Below are 17,492 nucleotides of genomic sequence, written 5' to 3' on the forward strand. Positions count from 1 at the left end.
TCAGGCGGTTACCTCCGTACGGTCCGTGTTGTCGAGCAGATCCCAGGCCAGCAGGCCCGCACCGAGGCATCCGGCGGTGTCCCCGAGGGCCGCCGGGACGATCGACGGCAGTTTCTGGAAGGTGACCCGGCGCTGCACGGCGTCCCGCAGGGGTGTGAACAAGGTTTCCCCCGACTCGGCGAGCCCGCCACCGATGATGAGCGTGCGCGGGTCCAGCAGGGTGAGGGCGGTGACCAGGCCGTCGGCGAGGGCGTCGACGGCGTCCTGCCATACCCGTACGGCCTCCGGGTCGCCGGACGCGACGGCCTTCGCGCAGTCGGCCGCGTCCGCGCCGGGGTCCCCGCAGGCCGCCGCCCACGCCTCGCTCACCGCCGCCGCGGACGCGTACCGCTCCAGACAGCCGCGCTGCCCGCACGGACAGGCGGTCCCCCCGGGCCGTACGACGATGTGACCGATCTCGCCCGCGAAGCCGTGGGCACCCGCCTCCACCCGGCCGCCGATACCGATGGCGCCCGCGATGCCGGTGCCCAGCGGCACGAACAGGAAACGGTCGGCGCCCTTGCCCGCGCCGATCCGGCCCTCCGCGAGGCCGCCGGTGCGCACGTCGTGGCCGAGGGCGACCGGGACACCGCCGAGTCGCTCGCCGAGCAGCTCGCGCAGGGGTACGTCACGCCAGCCCAGGTTGGCCGAGTAGGCGGCGATGCCGCGGTCCTCGTCGACGATGCCGGGGACGGCGACGCCGGCGGCGGCCGCGGGCTCGCCGAGGCGCTCGATGCCGTACGCGCGCAGCTCGGCGGCGAAGCCGAGGATGCCTTCGACGACCGCGTCCGGCCCGCGCTCGCGCCCGGTGGCGCGGCGGGCCTGGTGCAGTAGCTCGCCGCTCGCCCCGACGAGGGCGGCCTTCATCCCGGTGCCGCCCACATCGAGGGCGATGACGTGTTTCACGGGGACAGTCTGGCCCGTGAACCCTCAAGAGGTCTAGTCCACTCACGTGGTGTAGACCTTGTGGGAGCAATATGTATGACCTTTCGAGAGTTTCGATGATCGACGATGTTGGAGCGATGGCAGTGCAGCGGGGTAGGGCGGGAACGATCGCGGCGGTGTCCGCACTGGGTCTGACGGCGGTCCTCGGGGGCTGCGGGCTCACCGGGGACTCGGGCGAGGTGACGCTGAAGCTGGTCGCCGCCGACTACGGCGACAGCACGGCCAACAGCTCGAAGAAGTACTGGGACGCGCTGGTCAAGGAGTACGAGTCGGAGCACGACGGGGTACAGGTCGACGTGAGCGTGTACTCCTGGAGCGATGTCGACCGCAAGGTCAAGGAACTGGTCGACGCCGGCAAGGCGCCCGACATGGCGCAGATCGGCGCGTACGCCGACTACGCGGACGCGGACGAGCTCTACAAGGCCGAGGACCTGGTCTCCATACCCGTCCAGGCCGACTGGATCCACCAGCTCTCTGACGCGGGCGAGGTGAACGGCGTCCAGTACGGCATGCCGTTCGCCGCCTCCACCCGGCTGCTCTTCTACAACAAGACCCTCTTCACCGAGGCCGGCATCACCCCGCCGACCACCTGGGACGAGCTGGCCACGGACGCCGAGGCGCTGAAGGCCCAGGGCGTGAAGTACCCGTACGCGCTGCCGCTCGGGCCGGAGGAGGCGCAGGCCGAGACCATGCAGTGGCTGCTCAGCGGCGGGGGCGGTTACACCGACACGCTCGGCACGTACAGCATCGACTCCTCGGAGAACACCGGCACCTTCACCTGGCTGAAGAACGACCTCGTCGCCAAGGGACTGACCGGGCCGGTCGCGCCCGGGAAGCTCGACCGGGCCGACGCGTTCGCCGCGTTCGCGAACGGGGACGTCGGCATGCTCAACGGGCACCCCTCGCTGATGAAGATGGCCGCCAAGAAGGGCGTGAAGTTCGGCATGGTGCCGATGCCCGGCAAGGACGGCGAGAGCAAGCTCTCCATGGGGGTCGCCGACTGGATGACCGCCTTCAAGGAGAACGGGCACGCCGAACAGATCGGCGACTTCCTCGACTTCGTCTACAGCGAGAAGAACGTCCTTGCCTTCTCCCGGGAGTACGACCTGCTCCCGGTCACCAACTCCGCCTCCGCGGTCATGAGCGCGGCGAAGCAGGACGCCGACCTCAAGCCGTTCCTCGACGAGCTACCGCTGTCCGAGACGTATCCGGTGGGGGAGACGTCCTGGGCGCGGGTCAGCGCGGCCGTGAAGCAGCGGATCGGGGCCGCCGTGGCGTCGAACGGGAGCCCGGCGACGGTGCTGAGCCGGCTCCAGGCGACGGCTGCGGCGGCGCAGACCACCGAGTGACGGGTGCCGGTGTCAGTGCTGGCGGCTAGCGTGCGGGTATGGACGAGGAGCGGGACCTGGATCGCAGGGAGCGGGAGATTCTCGCGCTGGAGCGGCGTGGGTTCAGCGGGCCCGGGCTGAAGGAGCGGGCGATACGGGAGGAGCTGGGGCTGGCGCCGGTGCGCTACTACCAGCTGCTGAACGCGTTGCTGGACGACGCGCGGGCGTTGGCGTTCGACCCGGTGACGGTGAACCGGTTGCGGCGGGTACGGGACGCACGGCGGGCGGAGCGGTAGGAGCGCCGCCCCTTTCGGCCTTCGACTCGGTGGGTCGAGAGGTGACCATTCAAGACACCGAGACGGGTGGTGGGTGGGCATAGGTCCGGGGGGCTGGGGGCGGAGCCCCCAGGCGGTAGGGATACGCCGTTAAGGTCGACTCATGGGCAGCCACACGGACTCCACAGACCCGAACCTCACTGACCCTCTGCCGACGCCTGCGACCCCGGCGGGGCGGGACGGGCTCGACGCCCTTCTCGCCAGGCCCGGGCGCGCGGTCGTCGCCGTCGACTTCGACGGCACCCTCGCCCCGATCGTGGCGGATCCAGACCAGGCCCGGGCGCACCCGGACGCCGTACCCGCGCTGGCCGCGCTCGCTCCGAAGGTCGCCGCCGTCGCCGTGGTCACCGGCCGCCCGGCCGCGGTGGCCGTTCGGAACGGGGGCTTCGCCGGGGTTCCGGGGCTGGAGCACCTCGTCGTCCTCGGGCATTACGGCGCCGAGCGCTGGGATGCCCGTACGGGAACCGTCAGCGCCCCCGCCCCGCACCCCGGTGTCGCCGCCGCCCTCGCCGAGTTGCCGGGCGTGCTCGGCGGGGCCGGTGTCGGGCAGGGGGCGTGGGTCGAGGAGAAGGGGCGCGCGGTCGCCGTACACACCCGGCGGGCCGCCGATCCGCAGGCCGCGTTCGAGGCCCTGCGCGATCCCCTCACCGAGCTGGCCACCCGTCACGGCCTGATTGTCGAGCCCGGCCGGCTCGTCCTCGAACTCCGTCCGCCGGGGATGGACAAGGGCGTCGCCCTCCTGGAGTACGTCCGTGAGATCGACGCCACGTCCGTCCTCTACGCCGGCGACGACCTCGGCGACCTCCCCGCCTTCGCCGCCGTCGACAAACTCCGCTCCGACGGCACCCCGGGCCTGCTGGTCTGCAGCGGCAGCGACGAGGTCGCCGAGCTGCGAGAGCGGGCGGACGTGGTCGTCGACGGCCCGGAGGGGGTCGTAGGCCTGCTGCGGGCCCTCGCGACGCGGCTCGGTCGGGACTGACTCCTGACTCCCTCCGGGATCAGGCCTTCAGCGCACCCAGCTGCTCCAGGAACCACTGCGCCGGCGGCAGGGCCGTCGCCGCCGCGGTGAGCCGCTTCGTCCGCTCGGCCCGTTCGCCCGCCGGCATGATGAGCGCCGCGTGCAGCGCGCCCGCCGTCCCGACCACGTCGTACGGGTTGACGGCGATCGCGTCCTCGCCCAGCTCCTCGAACGCCCCCGCCTCCCGCGACAGCACCAGCACGCACCCCTCGTCGGAGACCACCGGGACCTCCTTCGCGACGAGGTTCATGCCGTCCCGGATGGGGTTGACGAGGGCCACGTCGGCGAGGCGGTACGCGGCAAGGGAGCGGGCGAAGTCGTCCTTCAGGTGGAGCAGGACCGGGGTCCAGCCCGGCGTGCCGTACGCCGCGTTGATCTCGTCTGCCAGCCGCTGCACCTCCGCCATGTACTCCCGGTACACGGCGAGGTCCTGGCGGGACGGGTAGGCGAACGCCACGTGCACCACCCGCTCGCGCCACTCGGGGTGGTCGTCGAGCAGCTGCCGGAAGGCGAGCAGGCCCCGCACGATGTTCTTGGACAGCTCGGTGCGGTCGACCCGGACGATCGCCTTCCGCGCGGTCCCGTCCGGCGCCTCGCCGATCTCCGCCCGCAGCGACCCGATCCGCTCCTCGACGTCCGCCTCGTGCGCCCGCTTCCGCAGGAAGTCCGCGTCCGCGCCCAGCCCGTGCACGCCGATCTGCGTGTCCCCAAGTCCCCCGACGAACTCCTTGCAGCACGCGGTGAAGGCGTCCGCCCAGCGGTGGGTGAGGAAGCCCAGCCGGTCCGCGCCGAGCATGCCGCGCAGGAGCTGGCCGGCGATGTCGTCCGGCAGCATCCGGAAGTACTCCGGCGGCGCCCACGGCGTGTGGGAGAAGTGGCCGATCCGCAGGTCGGGGCGCAGCTCGCGGAGCATGCCCGGGACCAGGGCGAGGTGGTAGTCCTGCACGACGACCGCCGCGCCCTCGGTCGCGTCCTCGGCCAGCGCCTGGGCGAACGCGCGGTTGTACGTCTCGTACGACGCCCACTGCCGCCGGAACTCCGCGTCGAAGACCGGCTCCAGCGGGGTCTGGTACAGCATGTGGTGGACGAACCACAGCACGGAGTTGGCGATGCCGTTGTACGCGTCGGCGTGCACGTCGGCAGGGATGTCGAGCATGCGGACGCCCGGCTCGCCGACGCCGCGCCGTACCGCCTCGCGGTCGCCGTCGCCGAGCGCCGAGCACACCCACAGCGTGCCCGCGTCGGACCCGATGGCGGACAGTCCCGAGACCAGCCCGCCGCCACCCCGTTTGGCGTGGAGCGAGCCGCCCGTACCGTCTGGGCGCACCTCGTACGAAACCGGGCCGCGGTTGGACGCGACGAGTACCTCAGCACTCCGAGCAGCCTGCGTTGAAGCCATACGCCACAACCTAGCCCGGCCCGGAAACAATCAAACGTTCGGGCGGCTCCGAGGGCCGTATACGGCCCCTGTACGGCCTTCGTACGGCCCTCGGATGCCGGAACACACCCGGTCAGGCGACCTTTCGATGCGCGTACTCCGCGATCTCCACCATCGGCGGCCGCTCCTCCGTGTCCACGGAGTAGGTGCGCGGCTCGAAGCCGTCCTCGCCCCGTTCGAACTGGGTGAGGGAGGGACGGATCAGGTGCCCGCGGGCCAGCCGGAGCTGGGCCGTGCGGTAGATCGCGGCGGACATGCGGCCCAGTGCCTGGCCGTCCTGGTGGCGGTGCTTGCGCACCCCGACGTCGACCTGGGCGAGCGCGTCGAGGCCCACCAGGTGCAGGGCGTCGACCAGCATGCCCAGCTCCACGCCGTAGCCCACCGGGAAGGGGAGCTGTTCGAGGAGCGAGCGGCGGGCCGCGTACTCACCGCCGAGCGGCTGTACGAAACCGGCCAGCTGCGGCCAGTGCATGTTCAGCAGCGGGCGGGCCATCAGTTCGGTGACCCGGCCGCCCTGACCGGCAGCGCCGCCGAGGGGACGGTCGTACATCCCCTTGACCAGCTGGACCCCGGGTTCGGTGAGCAGCGGCCCCACGATCCCGGAGACGAAGTCGGAGGAGAACTCCTTCAGGTCGGCGTCGATGAAGCAGATGATGTCGCCGTTGGTGGCCAGGAGCGAGCGCCAGAGCACCTCGCCCTTGCCGGGGGCGACCGGTATGCGGGGGAGTATGTCGTCGCGGTGGACGACCCGGGCCCCCGCGGCGGCTGCCACCTCGGACGTGCGGTCGGTCGATCCCGAGTCGACGACGACGATCTCGTCGACGAGCGGGACCTGTTGCATGAGGTCGTGACGGATCACGGCGACGATGTCACCGACCGTCTCCTCCTCGTTGAGCGCGGGCAGCACGACACTGACCGACTGTCGCGTGGCGCGTTTCGCTGCCAGGATCTTGTGGAGCGGGCGATCGGTCTTCGACCAGGAGCGAGTGCTCAGCCAACGCTCGACCTCATTCAGCACGGTGCGCGGCTCCTCTGCGTTCTCTCGGCGAGCGTGTGATCCATGCCTCTTGGTGGAACATGTGATCCATCTCGCGGTTCGGACGGCTATCTCAACTGTCCTGGCCTTCGGTTACAGTCTTGAACAACGCTGATGACCATCGCATGTCGGGGTCGGCGTTCCGTTTCAACGATCAACAACTACATACCGCTCATCCAGAGGGGCAGAGGGATACGGCCCGATGAAGCCCCGGCAACCCTCCAGCCGGTCTCGTAGCGATCAGTGACGATCGTTTTAGCGAGGCTCCCCGGCTAGGGAAGGTGCCAAATCCGTCTCACGGCGAGATGCGTCGTGAGGAAGATGAGGAGAAAGGGCCTCGCCTCACATGGCTGCGCAGACTGTTGCAAGCACCACGGACACCACCGCGAACGTCCCCGCGGACTCCCCCGTCGACCTCGGCCCCGCCGCAGCGCTCAGCTGCCGCGAATGCGGCCACCGCGTGCCCCTCGGCCCGGTCTTCGCGTGCGAGGAGTGTTTCGGCCCGCTCGAGATCGCGTACGACTTCTCCGCATACGACACGGAGGAGCTCCGCAAGCAGATCGAGGCGGGACCCGCGAACATCTGGCGCTACGCGCCGCTGCTGCCCGTCCCGGCCGACGTGGCGGACAAGCCCAACATCAACCCCGGCTGGACCAAGCTCGTCAAGGCCGACAACCTCGCCCGCGAGCTGGGTGTCGACGCCGGCAAGCTCTTCGTCAAGGACGACTCCGGCAACCCGACGCACTCCTTCAAGGACCGCGTCGTCGCCCAGGCCATCGAGGCCGCCCGCGCCTTCGACTTCACCACCCTCTCCTGCTCCTCCACGGGCAACCTGGCCGGTGCGGTGGGCGCCGCGGCGGCCCGCGCCGGCTTCCGCTCCTGCGTGTTCATCCCGCACGACCTGGAGCAGGGCAAGGTCGTCATGGCCGCGATCTACGGCGGCGAGCTCGTCGGCATCGAGGGCAACTACGACGACGTGAACCGCTTCTGCTCCGAGCTGATCGGCGACCCGGCCGGCGAGGGCTGGGGCTTCGTCAACGTCAACCTGCGGCCGTACTACGCCGAGGGCTCCAAGACCCTGGCGTACGAGATCTGCGAGCAGCTCGGCTGGCAGCTGCCGGACCAGCTGGTCGTCCCGATCGCCTCCGGCTCGCAGCTCACGAAGATCGACAAGGGCCTGCAGGAGCTGATCAAGCTCGGGCTCGTCGAGGACAAGCCGTACAAGATCTTCGGCGCGCAGGCCGAGGGCTGCTCGCCGGTGTCCGTCGCCTACAAGGCCGGACACGACGTCGTACGGCCGCAGAAGCCGAACACCATCGCCAAGTCGCTGGCCATCGGCAACCCGGCGGACGGGCCGTACGTGCTCGACATCGCGCGGCGTACGGGCGGTGCGGTGGAGGACGTCAACGACGAGCAGGTCGTCGATGCGATCAAGCTCCTTGCGCGGACCGAGGGCATCTTCGCGGAGACCGCCGGTGGTGTGACGGTCGGCGTCGCGAAGAAGCTGATCGAGAACGGGCTGCTGGACCCGGCCAAGACCACGGTCGTGCTGAACACCGGCGACGGGCTGAAGACGTTGGATGCGGTGGCGGGGACGGGGCTTACTGCGACCATTCGTCCGAACCTTGAGTCGTTCCGTGAGGCTGGTCTCGCTTAGTTCCATTCGTCTGCGGGCCGGTGGGGGCTGGTCGCGCAGTTCCCCGCGCCCCTTCAGGGCGCTTACCTGACCGGAGGTCACATCGTGAGCGTTACCGTCCGCATCCCCACCATCCTGCGCACCTACACCGGCGGCAAGGCCGAGGTCGTCGCCGAGGGGGGCACCCTCGCCGAGGTCATCAGTGACCTGGAGAAGAACCACACGGGTATCGCCGCCCGTGTGCTCGACGACCAGGGCAAGCTGCGTCGGTTCGTCAACGTGTACGTGAACGACGACGACGTCCGCTTCGAGCAGGGACTGGAGACCGCGACCCCGGACGGTGCCGGCGTCTCCATCATTCCGGCCGTTGCCGGAGGCTGATCATTACCGTCGGTAACGCCGGTTACTGAGAGTTCAACGAATTGCCCCCTCCGTGAGAGAAGCGGAGGGGGCAATTCAATATGGTTGAGCGCGGTACAGTTGGGGAACGCGATGCCGACCTGCGGGTCGTAAGCCCTTGAATTCAACCTTGCACCCGACAAGAAGTAGCCAAAGTGTGTGCTTCTTTCGCGGCTTTTGTGCTTTTTGTGGGGCCCGACTTGCCCCGAATTCGGGTGAATTCTCACCACATTCCGGACCGTGCGCGTCCAGAATTCTCGTCCGATTGACCTGTTGCAGACGGCAGTTGGACAGATACATTCGGCCGCGGTCGACGCGTTCCGGCGCACGCCCCCAACCATGTGGGGGGTGAGGTCTGACCCGGATCCGCGAAGTGTGGATCTGTGCAAGGGCCAGTAATAGGGGAGTTAGGCATGGCTCAGGGCACCGTCAAGTGGTTCAACGCGGAGAAGGGGTACGGCTTCATCGCGGTCGACGGTGGTGCGGATGTTTTCGTCCACTACAGCGCGATTCAGATGGACGGCTACCGCACCCTGGAGGAAGGTCAGCGGGTTGATTTCGAGATCTCGCAGGGCCAGAAAGGGCCGCAGGCGGACATGGTCCGACTGGCGACCGGCTGAAGCACGCGCCGACTGACAGCGACGTTCTTCTGTTCTTCGGAGGGCTCGTATCCCATGGGGAGTCATGGGTTACGAGCCCTCCGGCATGTCCGGCGCCGGGTCCCCGCGGCGGTGCCGACCTCTGAGAGGCGCTTGCACTCGACAGGGGCGAGTGCTAATCATTGGCGTTAGCACTCTGAAGGTGAGAGTGACAACGAGGACCGGGTCGGTGAGGCCCGCAGGCCATGTGGGGCAAGGAACCACGAGGCAGGCAGGCCGTCCGTCGCGGGCGCCAGCGCGGTCCGGAGAAATCCACCCCCTGTCCGGGAGGACCACTTCACATGGCCAAGATCATCGCGTTCGACGAGGAGGCACGGCGCGGTCTCGAGCGCGGGATGAACCAGCTCGCCGACGCCGTCAAGGTCACCCTTGGCCCCAAGGGCCGCAACGTCGTCCTCGAGAAGAAGTGGGGCGCGCCCACGATCACCAACGATGGTGTTTCCATCGCCAAGGAGATCGAGCTCGAGGACCCGTACGAGAAGATCGGCGCCGAGCTGGTCAAGGAAGTCGCCAAGAAGACGGACGACGTCGCCGGCGACGGAACGACCACGGCGACCGTGCTCGCCCAGGCGCTCGTGCGCGAGGGTCTGCGCAACGTAGCCGCCGGCGCCAACCCCATGGCTCTCAAGCGCGGTATCGAGAAGGCCGTCGAGGCCGTCTCCGGTGCCCTGCTCGAGCAGGCCAAGGATGTCGAGACCAAGGAGCAGATCGCCTCCACGGCCTCCATCTCCGCCGCCGACACCCAGATCGGCGAGCTCATCGCCGAGGCGATGGACAAGGTCGGCAAGGAAGGCGTCATCACCGTCGAGGAGTCCCAGACCTTCGGTCTTGAGCTTGAGCTCACCGAGGGTATGCGCTTCGACAAGGGCTACATCTCGGCGTACTTCGCGACCGACATGGAGCGTATGGAGGCGTCGCTCGACGACCCGTACATCCTGATCGCCAACTCCAAGATCGGTTCCGTCAAGGACCTGCTCCCGCTCCTCGAGAAGGTCATGCAGTCGGGCAAGCCGCTGCTGATCATCGCCGAGGACGTGGAGGGCGAGGCCCTGTCGACCCTGGTCGTCAACAAGATCCGTGGCACCTTCAAGTCCGTCGCCGTCAAGGCTCCGGGCTTCGGTGACCGCCGCAAGGCGATGCTGAACGACATCGCCATCCTCACCGGCGGCGAGGTCATCTCCGAGGAGGTCGGCCTCAAGCTGGAGAACACCTCCATCGACCTTCTGGGCCGTGCCCGCAAGGTCGTCATCACCAAGGACGAGACCACCATCGTCGACGGTGCCGGCTCCTCCGAGCAGGTTCAGGGCCGGGTCAACCAGATCCGCGCCGAGATCGAGAACAGCGACTCCGACTACGACCGCGAGAAGCTCCAGGAGCGCCTGGCGAAGCTCGCGGGCGGCGTGGCCGTCATCAAGGCCGGTGCCGCGACCGAGGTCGAGCTCAAGGAGCGCAAGCACCGCATCGAGGACGCCGTTCGCAACGCGAAGGCGGCCGTCGAGGAGGGCATCGTCGCCGGTGGTGGCGTGGCCCTGCTCCAGGCCTCCTCGGTCTTCGAGAAGCTGGACCTCGAGGGTGACGAGGCGACCGGCGCCAACGCCGTGAAGCTCGCCCTGGAGGCCCCGCTCAAGCAGATCGCCGTCAACGGTGGTCTCGAGGGTGGCGTCATCGTCGAGAAGGTGCGCAACCTGCCCGTCGGCCACGGCCTGAACGCCGCGACCGGTGAGTACGTCGACATGATCGCCGAGGGCATCATCGACCCGGCGAAGGTGACGCGCTCCGCTCTGCAGAACGCAGCCTCCATCGCCGCGCTGTTCCTCACCACCGAGGCCGTCATCGCCGACAAGCCGGAGAAGGCGGGCGCTGCCCCGGCCGGCGGCGGCATGCCGGGCGGTGACATGGACTTCTGAGCCTCTTCGTAGGGCTCGGATCAGGTCCGTTCGTTTCGAGGGCGGCACTTCCTGTCGTAAGGCAGGGGGTGCCGCCCTCGGGCGTGTCCGGGATCACTGCGCGGGCGGAATGCCGTGGCGGACGGGGCGGTTGGCAGGTGCGTACTGTCTATGCGTACGCACATACTGCCTGGTACCTCCAGAGGAGCCCTCCACGTGACCGTCACCGCCTCCGAGTTCACCTCCCGCGCGGCGAAAGTCCTGTCCCGGCCCGTTGCCCTCAACGGCCTCACCGTCCCGAACCGCATCGCGATGGCGCCCATGACCCGCGCGTTCTCCCCGGGCGGTATCCCGGGCGCGGACGTGGCGTCGTACTACGCGCGCCGCGCCGCCGCGGGCGTCGGCCTGATCGTCACCGAGGGCACCTACGTCGGCCACGAGTCGGCGGGGCAGAGCGACAGCATCCCGCGCTTCCATGGTGAGGAGCAGCTCGCGGGCTGGGCGAAGGTCGCGGCCGACGTGCACGCGGCGGGCGGCACCATCGTGCCGCAGCTGTGGCACATCGGCATGGTGCGCGAGCAGGGCCAGCCGCCCTACGCCGACGCCCCCGCCGTCGGCCCCTCCGGCCTGCGTATCGGCGCGGACGAGCCCACCGGCAAGGCGATGACCCAGCGGGACCTGGACGACGTCATCGGCGCGTTCGCCGAGGCCGCCGCGGCCGCCGAGCGCATCGGCTTCGACGGCGTGGAGATCCACGGCGCCCACGGCTACCTCGTCGACCAGTTCCTGTGGGCGGGCACCAACCGCCGTACGGACGCCTACGGCGGTGACCCGGTGGCCCGGGCGAAGTTCGCGGAGGAGATCGTGGCCGCGGTCCGCGAGACCGTCTCGCCCGACTTCCCGGTCATCTTCCGCTACTCGCAGTGGAAGCAGGAGGCGTACAGCGCACGCCTCGCCGAGACCCCGGAGGAGCTGGAATCCATCCTCGCCCCGCTCGCCGCGGCCGGGGTCGACGCCTTCCACGCCTCCACCCGCCGCTACTGGCTCCCCGAGTTCGACGGCTCCGACCTCAACCTGGCCGGCTGGACGAAGAAGCTCACCGGCAAGCCCGTCATCACCGTCGGCTCGGTCGGCCTCGACGGCGACGTCATCAAGTCCTTCCAGGGCGAGGGCGCCCCGGTCAAGGGCATCGACGACCTGCTCGACCGCCTGGAGGCCGAGGAGGTCGACCTGATCGCCGTGGGCCGCGCGCTGCTCCAGGACCCTCAGTGGGCGGCGAAGATCCTCGCCGACCGCTTCGACGAGCTGAAGCCGTACGACGCGGCGGCGCTGAAGACGCTGTCCTGAACTGCAACTCCCGTCTAGTGTCCGGGAGATGCGGATACTGCATCTCTCGGACACCCATCTGGAACGCACCGACGCCCCCAACAAGCACGGCGTCAACGCCACCGAGTCCCTGCGCCTGATGCTCACCGAACTCCGGCACCAGCGGGGCGTCGACGCGATCGTCGTCACCGGGGACCTCGCCGACGACGGGGCGGTGGAGGCGTATACGGCCCTGAAGGAGCTGGTGGGGGAGTTCGCGCGGAGTCTCGGTGCGCCGGTGTTCTACCAGTGTTCTTGACCAGTGCTCCCCCATTTGCGGGGGAGGTGAAGGCCATCTCGTGGTGGCGACGCGGAGTGTCGCGGCTTCGTTCCGGCGAGGCCGGACGCTGCTTCACGCGGGGCGTTGCTGTTGCTCGATGTACTGGCTGACGACGGTCAGGGGGGCGCCTGCGCAGGAGGCGGCGAGATAGGACCCGGACCACAGGTGGCCGCCCCACAGATAGTGCCGGAGGTGCTGGGCGTGCTCCCGGCGCAGATGGCGGGAGGAGACGCCTTTGAGGGAGTTGACGAGGCGGGACAGGGCGACCTTGGGCGGGTAGCGGACCAGGAGGTGTACATGGTCCTGCTCGCCGTTGAACTCCACGAGCTCGGCTTCGAAGTCGGTGCAGACGTCCCGCATGACCTCCTCGCACCGCGTCAGGATCGGGTCGGTGAACGCCCCGCGCCGGTACTTAGTGACAAAAACCAAATGAACATGAAGGTCATAGGCCGCATGGCGACCGGTCCTGACCATTTGATTTGGTGTCCATCGGGGTGACATGGACCAATGCTAGTGTCCGATGCCATGGACCAACCAGGGCTGGTGAAGAGGCAGTTCGGGCATCGCGCCCGGCTCGCCCTGTCCCCTGCCCAGGCAGCAGTCCTGGACGGGCAGGCCCACACTGCCCGCGCCCTGTGGAACGTCCTGCACGACTGGTGGCAGATGCTGCCGCGGGACAAGCGCACCCTGGACGCCGCCGACACGGCGATCCGCCAGGCCCGCCGGGAGATCGACTGGATGGGCGGACTGCCCGCCCAGGCCGCTCAGGCAGTGCTGAAAACCTACTTCCAGGCCTGGAAGAACTGCTGGGAGGGCCGCGCCTCCGCGCCCGAGTTCAAGGCCCGCTTCCGCACCCCGCTCACCCTGGACGTTCCCCAGGGCCGCGACCTCCACGTGACCCGGGTCCACCGCCGCTGGGGCATGGTCAACATCCCCAAGCTGGGCCGCGTGAAGTTCCGCTGGACCAAGGACCTGCCCGTCGGCAGACGCGCCGACAAGGGCAACCGGATCACCGGAGCAAGGCTGGTCAAGGACGCCCTCGGCTGGCACATCGCCTTCCGCATCACCACCCTGGAACCCGCCCCGGCCCCGCACACCGGGCCGGAGGTCGGCATCGACGCCGGCATCGCCGTCCCGCTGGCGCTCTCGGACGGCAACGACTTCCACCACGGGCCCTGGCTCACGAAGAAGGAACAGGACCGGCTCCTGGAGCTGGAGCGGCGGGCCGCGCACCAGAAGTCCTTCCGTGACCCCGGTGAGCGCACCAGCCGCCGGCTGCACCACACGTACGACCGGATCGCGGGGTTGCGCGCGAAAGCCAAGCGCCGACACCTCGACTGGCAGCACCAGACCACCACGACCATCGCCCGCACCTACGGCACCGTCGTGGTGGAACAACTCACGATCACGAACATGGTCAAGTCCGCCAAGGGCACCGTGGACCACCCCGGCACTCAGGTCGCGCAGAAGTCCGGTCTCAACCGGGTCATCCACGCCGAGGCCTGGGGCCGCACCACCACCATGCTGGCCTACAAGACCACCAGGCACGGCGGAACCCTCCACAAGGTTCTCGCCCCCGGCACCTCCCAGCGCTGCCACGCCTGCCGGTATACCACCGCAGGCAGCCGGGAGTCCCAGGCCGTGTTCGTGTGCAGGAACCCCGCGTGCGGCTGGTCCGGCAACGCTGATACCAACGCTGCCCGCAACGTTCTCGCCGCATACCGGGCGGGCCACGCGCTCGCCCCGGCTGCCGGAAGGTGCAGTCGTCAGACGCGGAAACGCGCCAAGCCCACCACCGCAAGGTAGGAGGGAATCTCCTTCGCTCACGAAGGAGAGCACTTCAAGAACTGACCTGGACGGCGCCCGGGCGGAGGCGCGCTGGGTGCCTGCCACGCGCTGGACATCCCGCTGCTCTTCGGTACGTTCGCCGCCGACCTCGGCATCATGCTGTTCCCCGGCGGAGAGGTCCCGCCGGAGGGGCGGGCGCTGTCGTCCCGCTTCCGGGAGTCCTGGACGGCGTTCGCGAGGACGGGCGACCCGGGCTGGCCGGCGTACGACACGCAGCGGCGGCTGGTGCAGGTCATGGACGCCGATCCGCAGGTCAGGGCGTATCCGGAGGAGGCGTCGAGGAGGCTGTGGGAGGGGTACGAGTTCGCGCCGATGCCGCTGCTGGCGTGAGCGTGCCCTACAGGTTCCCGAGCGGCTCGATGTCGACGCGCACCGGCGTGCCCCACACCCGCAGCACCTCGTAGTCGGTGAACTCGTGCACGAGCCGGTAGGCCATGGCGGCCCGGGGTCCGCGCCGCTGGGCGGCCAGATAGAGCTCGGCCTCGTGCCGGTCCCGGCGCGGTGTCCCGCACAACTGCCACGCCTGTCCGTTCCACAGCTCCGGCAGCCACCGCTGCTGGGGCTGCGGCCGGTCCTCGCGCACGCCGTACCGGGAGGGCGTGGGGTCGCTCGGGTGCGGTTGCGCGGAGGGCCCGTTGTACTCGGAGCGGCGGGCCACGCGGCGCCGGGTCTCGCAGAGCAGGCAGAGATCGTGGGCGTTCTCGTCGACGGGCCCGTTCGGGTGCTCGGGGCAGCGCGTGGAGGGCACGGCGCCGGTGACGCTGTCCTGCAGCAGATCCAGGGCACGCTTGAGATCGGCCTTGACCTCATGGAGCCGGCCGTCCGGGGTGTCCCCGGTGAGGGCCTCGCCGTGCTCCCCGAGGAGACGGAGGGCGCGGCCCAGGGCGGTGAGCTGGGCGTGGTTCATCAGTCCGCGTAGTCCTTGAGTTTTTCGGTGTGCAGGGTGATCCCTACGGGGTGAGGGATCGCCACGGTAGCTCCCCAGGGGTAGGACGAGGACAGCTGGTACCGGCCGTCCTTGGGCTCGCTGAAGACCGTGAGGGTGTTGTTGTCGCGGTCGATGAGGAGGTAGACGGGGATGTCGGCTTCCGCGTAGCCGATGGGCTTGTCGATGCGGTCGCGCTGGTCGGTGTCCTTGTCGTGTGAGGTGATCTCGACGGCCATGAGGGCGCCGTCGGTTTCGGACCACTCGCCGTCGCCCTTGAAGTGGTCCACCGGTGCCAGGAAGCCGTCCGTCCGGGCGCGGCCCTTGCGGTACGCCTCCGCCTTGACACCACGCTCGGGCGCGAGGTCCAGGTCGGGGCGATGCTGCATGCACTGGCGCAGCAGCCACATGAAGATCGAAGTGTGGTTGCCGTCCGGCATGGCCTTGACTACTACCTTTCCGTTGATGTACTCCAGCCGCACGGTTTCGGGGGCCACCGCGGCAAGCTCCTCGAATTCGTCGACATCGAGCGGGCCGTGCCGGACGCACAGCCTCCCGCCGAGGAACTCCAAGCGGTTCCGCAGCTCCCTTGGAGCCCGGCGGACGAGTTCTTCGAAGTCCTCGACGGACATCTGCGGGCGCTCAGCGGTGTCAGGGGTCATGGCGTTGCCTCCTTCCTCACATCGTGCCCTGGAATGGTCATGTCGGACCGTAGGAGCAGTCACACGAGTGTCCTTTCGCGTCGTTGGGACATTGCGGCACGGATGCCTGCCGCGTGAGCGTGGATGGCGGGGGCGGGCAGGGGCGCGTTGAGGTGATCCGGGGCGCGCTCGCCCCGGCATGTGCCGCAGATGCCGCCCGGCAGGGCCTCGGCGCGGCCCGGGGCGCGGCACTTCGCGCACTCCAGGATGCGGAGGGGTGGGCGGGGTGCGGGCTCTGGCTCAGGCTCCGGCGGGAGCTTGGTGGTCAGGCGCTTGTGGAGGAAGGCGGCCGGGCTGTGGACCGGGACGGGGAGGCCGGAGGTCAGGGCGTGGCGTACGACTGTGTCGGTGGCGCCGCGGGCGTACCACTCGGTCACCAGGGGAGCGAGGGCCGCGCAGTCGGCGGCGGAGAGGGAGAGCGCGGGGGTCTCGCGACCGAGGGCGGCGAGGAGGATGTAGGCGCGGGAGCGGGTCGGCGGGGACGGCCGGGATTCCTCCGGCACGTCACCTCGTGCGAAGGCCGCCCACCAGTCGTCGTCGCGCGCGGTACGGGACCACCACGATCGAGTGATCCATCGGGAGCCGGAGGACTCGATGGTCAGATGTTCGCGCCCCCGCCGCAAGTGCCCTGCCTCCTGAAGGCGGTTGAGGGCGGTGCGCAGGGCGCACTGTCCGTACGGCAGCACCTTGGCCAGCGTCTTTACGGAGATGTCGGCGCCGTCGGAGAGACGGTCGATGAACGCGGCGATGGCGGCTTCGCGGGGTGGGAGGTGGGCGAAGTCGTGCGCGGTGCGGGGGCGTTGGTCGGGGGCGGAGCGTTTTCCGTAACCCGGACTGGCCATCGGGTGGGAGAGGGCGTGCGCGGGCAGGAAGGCAGGACTAAGCTTGGCGTCAGTCACGGGATCGCTTGTTCCGATCTCTGTGGTTAAGCCCCCGCAGGTGTTGCTAGCACCTGACGGGGGCTGTTCTGTCTCGTTGCCCGAGAACGCTAGACGATCGTCACCCTGCGTGGCAAGCCGAACGCGTCAAGTCAACACGCCGGGTGGGAGGGTGGGTTGAGGTCCTCCATCCATTCCTTGAAAAGAGGGCTCGGAGCTGGGGACTTGAGCTTCGGGACCGGTCAGCCCATGCTCTTCGCGCCGTCCAGGGACTCGCGGATGATATCGGCGTGGCCCGCGTGCTGGGCGGTCTCTGCGGCGATGTGCAGCAGCACCCTGCGGGCCGACCATCGCGCCCCGGGCTCGTTCCATGGAGCCTTGGGCAGCGGATGGGTGGCGTTCAGGTCGGGCAGGGTCGCGACCAACGCGTCGGTCCGGCGGGCCGTTTCGTCGTAGTCGGCCAGGACGCCGGCCAGTGTCTCGCCGGGCAGCATCCGGAACTCGTCGGCCCGCCGGGCGAAGTCGGCCTCGGTCATGGCGGTGAAGTCGGGCATGGCGGACGGGCCGTTGAGGATGAAGTCCGCCCAGTTCCGCTCCACCGACGTGACGTGTTTGATCAGGCCGCCCAGGCACAACTCGCTGGCGGTGGTCCGTCGCCCGGCCTGCTCGTCGGTGAGGTCGCGGGTCGTGAAGCGCAGGAAGCGCCGGCTGTGGGCCAGCGCTTCCAGCAGGTCGGTGCGCTCGTCGGTGGTAATGGCGTGTGTGGTGTCGGTCAT

18 protein-coding genes, 1 pseudogene and 1 riboswitch are annotated in these 17,492 nt (G+C 69.4%); of the genes and pseudogenes, 11 read left to right on the forward strand and 8 right to left on the reverse strand.

Annotation, left to right across the window (positions count from 1 at the left end; all coding sequences use genetic code 11):
- Window positions 1-945: an ROK family protein gene (locus AC5P09_RS15445; RefSeq protein ID WP_493874448.1), complete on the reverse strand. Its 945-nt coding sequence runs from the start codon at window positions 943-945 to the stop codon at window positions 1-3.
- Window positions 946-1,061: 116 nt separating this feature from the next.
- Here AC5P09_RS15445 and AC5P09_RS15450 point away from each other — a divergent pair, with 116 nt between their 5' ends.
- The 3 genes from AC5P09_RS15450 to otsB all read left to right on the forward strand — a co-directional run bounded on the left by AC5P09_RS15450 (window position 1,062) and on the right by otsB (window position 3,626).
- A complete protein-coding gene (locus AC5P09_RS15450) occupies window positions 1,062-2,333 on the forward strand; it encodes an ABC transporter substrate-binding protein (RefSeq protein WP_493874449.1) in 1,272 nt (423 codons plus the stop codon).
- A gap of 38 nt (window positions 2,334-2,371) precedes the next feature.
- Complete coding sequence (locus AC5P09_RS15455; protein WP_266437581.1) at window positions 2,372-2,608, forward strand: DUF3263 domain-containing protein; 237 nt, start codon at window positions 2,372-2,374, stop codon at window positions 2,606-2,608.
- Window positions 2,609-2,750: 142 nt separating this feature from the next.
- Window positions 2,751-3,626, forward strand: coding sequence for a trehalose-phosphatase (gene otsB, locus AC5P09_RS15460; protein WP_493874450.1), 876 nt, complete (start codon window positions 2,751-2,753; stop codon window positions 3,624-3,626).
- A gap of 19 nt (window positions 3,627-3,645) precedes the next feature.
- Here otsB and AC5P09_RS15465 read toward each other — a convergent pair whose 3' ends face one another.
- Window positions 3,646-5,064 carry an alpha,alpha-trehalose-phosphate synthase (UDP-forming) gene (locus AC5P09_RS15465; protein WP_493874451.1) on the reverse strand — a complete coding sequence of 473 codons (1,419 nt, stop codon included), beginning with the start codon at window positions 5,062-5,064 and terminating at the stop codon, window positions 3,646-3,648.
- 112 nt (window positions 5,065-5,176) lie between these two features.
- Complete coding sequence (locus AC5P09_RS15470) at window positions 5,177-6,121, reverse strand: glucosyl-3-phosphoglycerate synthase (RefSeq protein WP_493874452.1); 945 nt, start codon at window positions 6,119-6,121, stop codon at window positions 5,177-5,179.
- Window positions 6,122-6,308: 187 nt separating this feature from the next.
- Window positions 6,309-6,467, forward strand: a riboswitch (SAM riboswitch).
- 18 nt (window positions 6,468-6,485) lie between these two features.
- Between AC5P09_RS15470 and thrC the strand changes: the two genes are divergently transcribed.
- From thrC to AC5P09_RS15500, 6 genes are all read left to right on the forward strand, one after another.
- Complete coding sequence (gene thrC, locus AC5P09_RS15475; protein ID WP_493874453.1) at window positions 6,486-7,796, forward strand: threonine synthase; 1,311 nt, start codon at window positions 6,486-6,488, stop codon at window positions 7,794-7,796.
- A gap of 84 nt (window positions 7,797-7,880) precedes the next feature.
- Window positions 7,881-8,156, forward strand: coding sequence for a MoaD/ThiS family protein (locus AC5P09_RS15480; protein ID WP_307675692.1), 276 nt, complete (start codon window positions 7,881-7,883; stop codon window positions 8,154-8,156).
- 431 nt (window positions 8,157-8,587) lie between these two features.
- Complete coding sequence (locus AC5P09_RS15485; protein WP_007493268.1) at window positions 8,588-8,794, forward strand: cold-shock protein; 207 nt, start codon at window positions 8,588-8,590, stop codon at window positions 8,792-8,794.
- A gap of 320 nt (window positions 8,795-9,114) precedes the next feature.
- Window positions 9,115-10,740, forward strand: coding sequence for a chaperonin GroEL (gene groL / locus AC5P09_RS15490; RefSeq protein WP_266437596.1), 1,626 nt, complete (start codon window positions 9,115-9,117; stop codon window positions 10,738-10,740).
- A gap of 195 nt (window positions 10,741-10,935) precedes the next feature.
- Window positions 10,936-12,066, forward strand: coding sequence for an NADH:flavin oxidoreductase (locus tag AC5P09_RS15495; RefSeq protein WP_493874454.1), 1,131 nt, complete (start codon window positions 10,936-10,938; stop codon window positions 12,064-12,066).
- 28 nt (window positions 12,067-12,094) lie between these two features.
- On the forward strand, window positions 12,095-12,343 hold the full coding sequence (locus AC5P09_RS15500) for a metallophosphoesterase family protein (RefSeq protein ID WP_493874455.1): 249 nt from the start codon (window positions 12,095-12,097) through the stop codon (window positions 12,341-12,343).
- A 93-nt stretch (window positions 12,344-12,436) separates the two neighbouring features.
- On the opposite strand, the gene tnpA is transcribed toward AC5P09_RS15500, so the two are convergent.
- Window positions 12,437-12,865, reverse strand: a complete 429-nt coding sequence (tnpA, locus tag AC5P09_RS15505) for an IS200/IS605 family transposase (protein ID WP_493874456.1) — start codon at window positions 12,863-12,865, stop codon at window positions 12,437-12,439.
- Window positions 12,866-12,889: 24 nt separating this feature from the next.
- Between tnpA and AC5P09_RS15510 the strand changes: the two genes are divergently transcribed.
- Both AC5P09_RS15510 and AC5P09_RS15515 read left to right on the forward strand, forming a co-directional pair.
- Window positions 12,890-14,170, forward strand: coding sequence for an RNA-guided endonuclease InsQ/TnpB family protein (locus AC5P09_RS15510; RefSeq protein WP_493874457.1), 1,281 nt, complete (start codon window positions 12,890-12,892; stop codon window positions 14,168-14,170).
- Between the two features lie 23 nt (window positions 14,171-14,193).
- Window positions 14,194-14,542 (forward strand): annotated as a pseudogene (locus AC5P09_RS15515) (carboxylesterase/lipase family protein); the annotation flags it as partial.
- 7 nt (window positions 14,543-14,549) lie between these two features.
- On the opposite strand, the gene AC5P09_RS15520 reads toward AC5P09_RS15515, so the two are convergent.
- The 4 genes from AC5P09_RS15520 to AC5P09_RS15535 all read right to left on the reverse strand — a co-directional run bounded on the left by AC5P09_RS15520 (window position 14,550) and on the right by AC5P09_RS15535 (window position 17,492).
- A complete protein-coding gene (locus tag AC5P09_RS15520) occupies window positions 14,550-15,119 on the reverse strand; it encodes a hypothetical protein (protein ID WP_493874458.1) in 570 nt (189 codons plus the stop codon).
- Window positions 15,119-15,799 (reverse strand): Uma2 family endonuclease, encoded by a 681-nt coding sequence (locus tag AC5P09_RS15525; RefSeq protein ID WP_493874459.1) that lies wholly within the window; start codon window positions 15,797-15,799, stop codon window positions 15,119-15,121. The genes AC5P09_RS15520 and AC5P09_RS15525 overlap by 1 nt, the downstream gene beginning before the upstream one ends.
- 59 nt (window positions 15,800-15,858) lie before the next feature.
- Window positions 15,859-16,680 (reverse strand): hypothetical protein, encoded by an 822-nt coding sequence (locus tag AC5P09_RS15530; protein ID WP_493874557.1) that lies wholly within the window; start codon window positions 16,678-16,680, stop codon window positions 15,859-15,861.
- Between the two features lie 278 nt (window positions 16,681-16,958).
- On the reverse strand, window positions 16,959-17,492 hold the full coding sequence (locus tag AC5P09_RS15535; protein WP_493874460.1) for a DinB family protein: 534 nt from the start codon (window positions 17,490-17,492) through the stop codon (window positions 16,959-16,961).

The sequence above is a fragment of the Streptomyces sp. a15 genome (genome assembly GCF_059026085.1).

Bases quoted from the DNA above. Each gene is read 5' to 3' on its own strand.
- AC5P09_RS15450 (WP_493874449.1), top strand. From the start codon at position 1,062: ATGGCAGTGCAGCGGGGTAGGGCGGGAACGATCGCGGCGGTGTCCGCA.
- AC5P09_RS15455 (WP_266437581.1), top strand. From the start codon at position 2,372: ATGGACGAGGAGCGGGACCTGGATCGCAGGGAGCGGGAGATTCTCGCG.
- otsB (WP_493874450.1), top strand. From the start codon at position 2,751: ATGGGCAGCCACACGGACTCCACAGACCCGAACCTCACTGACCCTCTG.
- AC5P09_RS15465 (WP_493874451.1), bottom strand. From the start codon at position 5,064: ATGGCTTCAACGCAGGCTGCTCGGAGTGCTGAGGTACTCGTCGCGTCC.
- thrC (WP_493874453.1), top strand. From the start codon at position 6,486: ATGGCTGCGCAGACTGTTGCAAGCACCACGGACACCACCGCGAACGTC.
- AC5P09_RS15485 (WP_007493268.1), top strand. From the start codon at position 8,588: ATGGCTCAGGGCACCGTCAAGTGGTTCAACGCGGAGAAGGGGTACGGC.
- groL (WP_266437596.1), top strand. From the start codon at position 9,115: ATGGCCAAGATCATCGCGTTCGACGAGGAGGCACGGCGCGGTCTCGAG.
- AC5P09_RS15500 (WP_493874455.1), top strand. From the start codon at position 12,095: ATGCGGATACTGCATCTCTCGGACACCCATCTGGAACGCACCGACGCC.
- tnpA (WP_493874456.1), bottom strand. From the start codon at position 12,865: ATGTCACCCCGATGGACACCAAATCAAATGGTCAGGACCGGTCGCCAT.
- AC5P09_RS15510 (WP_493874457.1), top strand. From the start codon at position 12,890: ATGGACCAACCAGGGCTGGTGAAGAGGCAGTTCGGGCATCGCGCCCGG.
- AC5P09_RS15520 (WP_493874458.1), bottom strand. From the start codon at position 15,119: ATGAACCACGCCCAGCTCACCGCCCTGGGCCGCGCCCTCCGTCTCCTC.
- AC5P09_RS15525 (WP_493874459.1), bottom strand. From the start codon at position 15,799: ATGACCCCTGACACCGCTGAGCGCCCGCAGATGTCCGTCGAGGACTTC.
- AC5P09_RS15530 (WP_493874557.1), bottom strand. From the start codon at position 16,680: ATGGCCAGTCCGGGTTACGGAAAACGCTCCGCCCCCGACCAACGCCCC.
- AC5P09_RS15535 (WP_493874460.1), bottom strand. From the start codon at position 17,492: ATGACCGACACCACACACGCCATTACCACCGACGAGCGCACCGACCTG.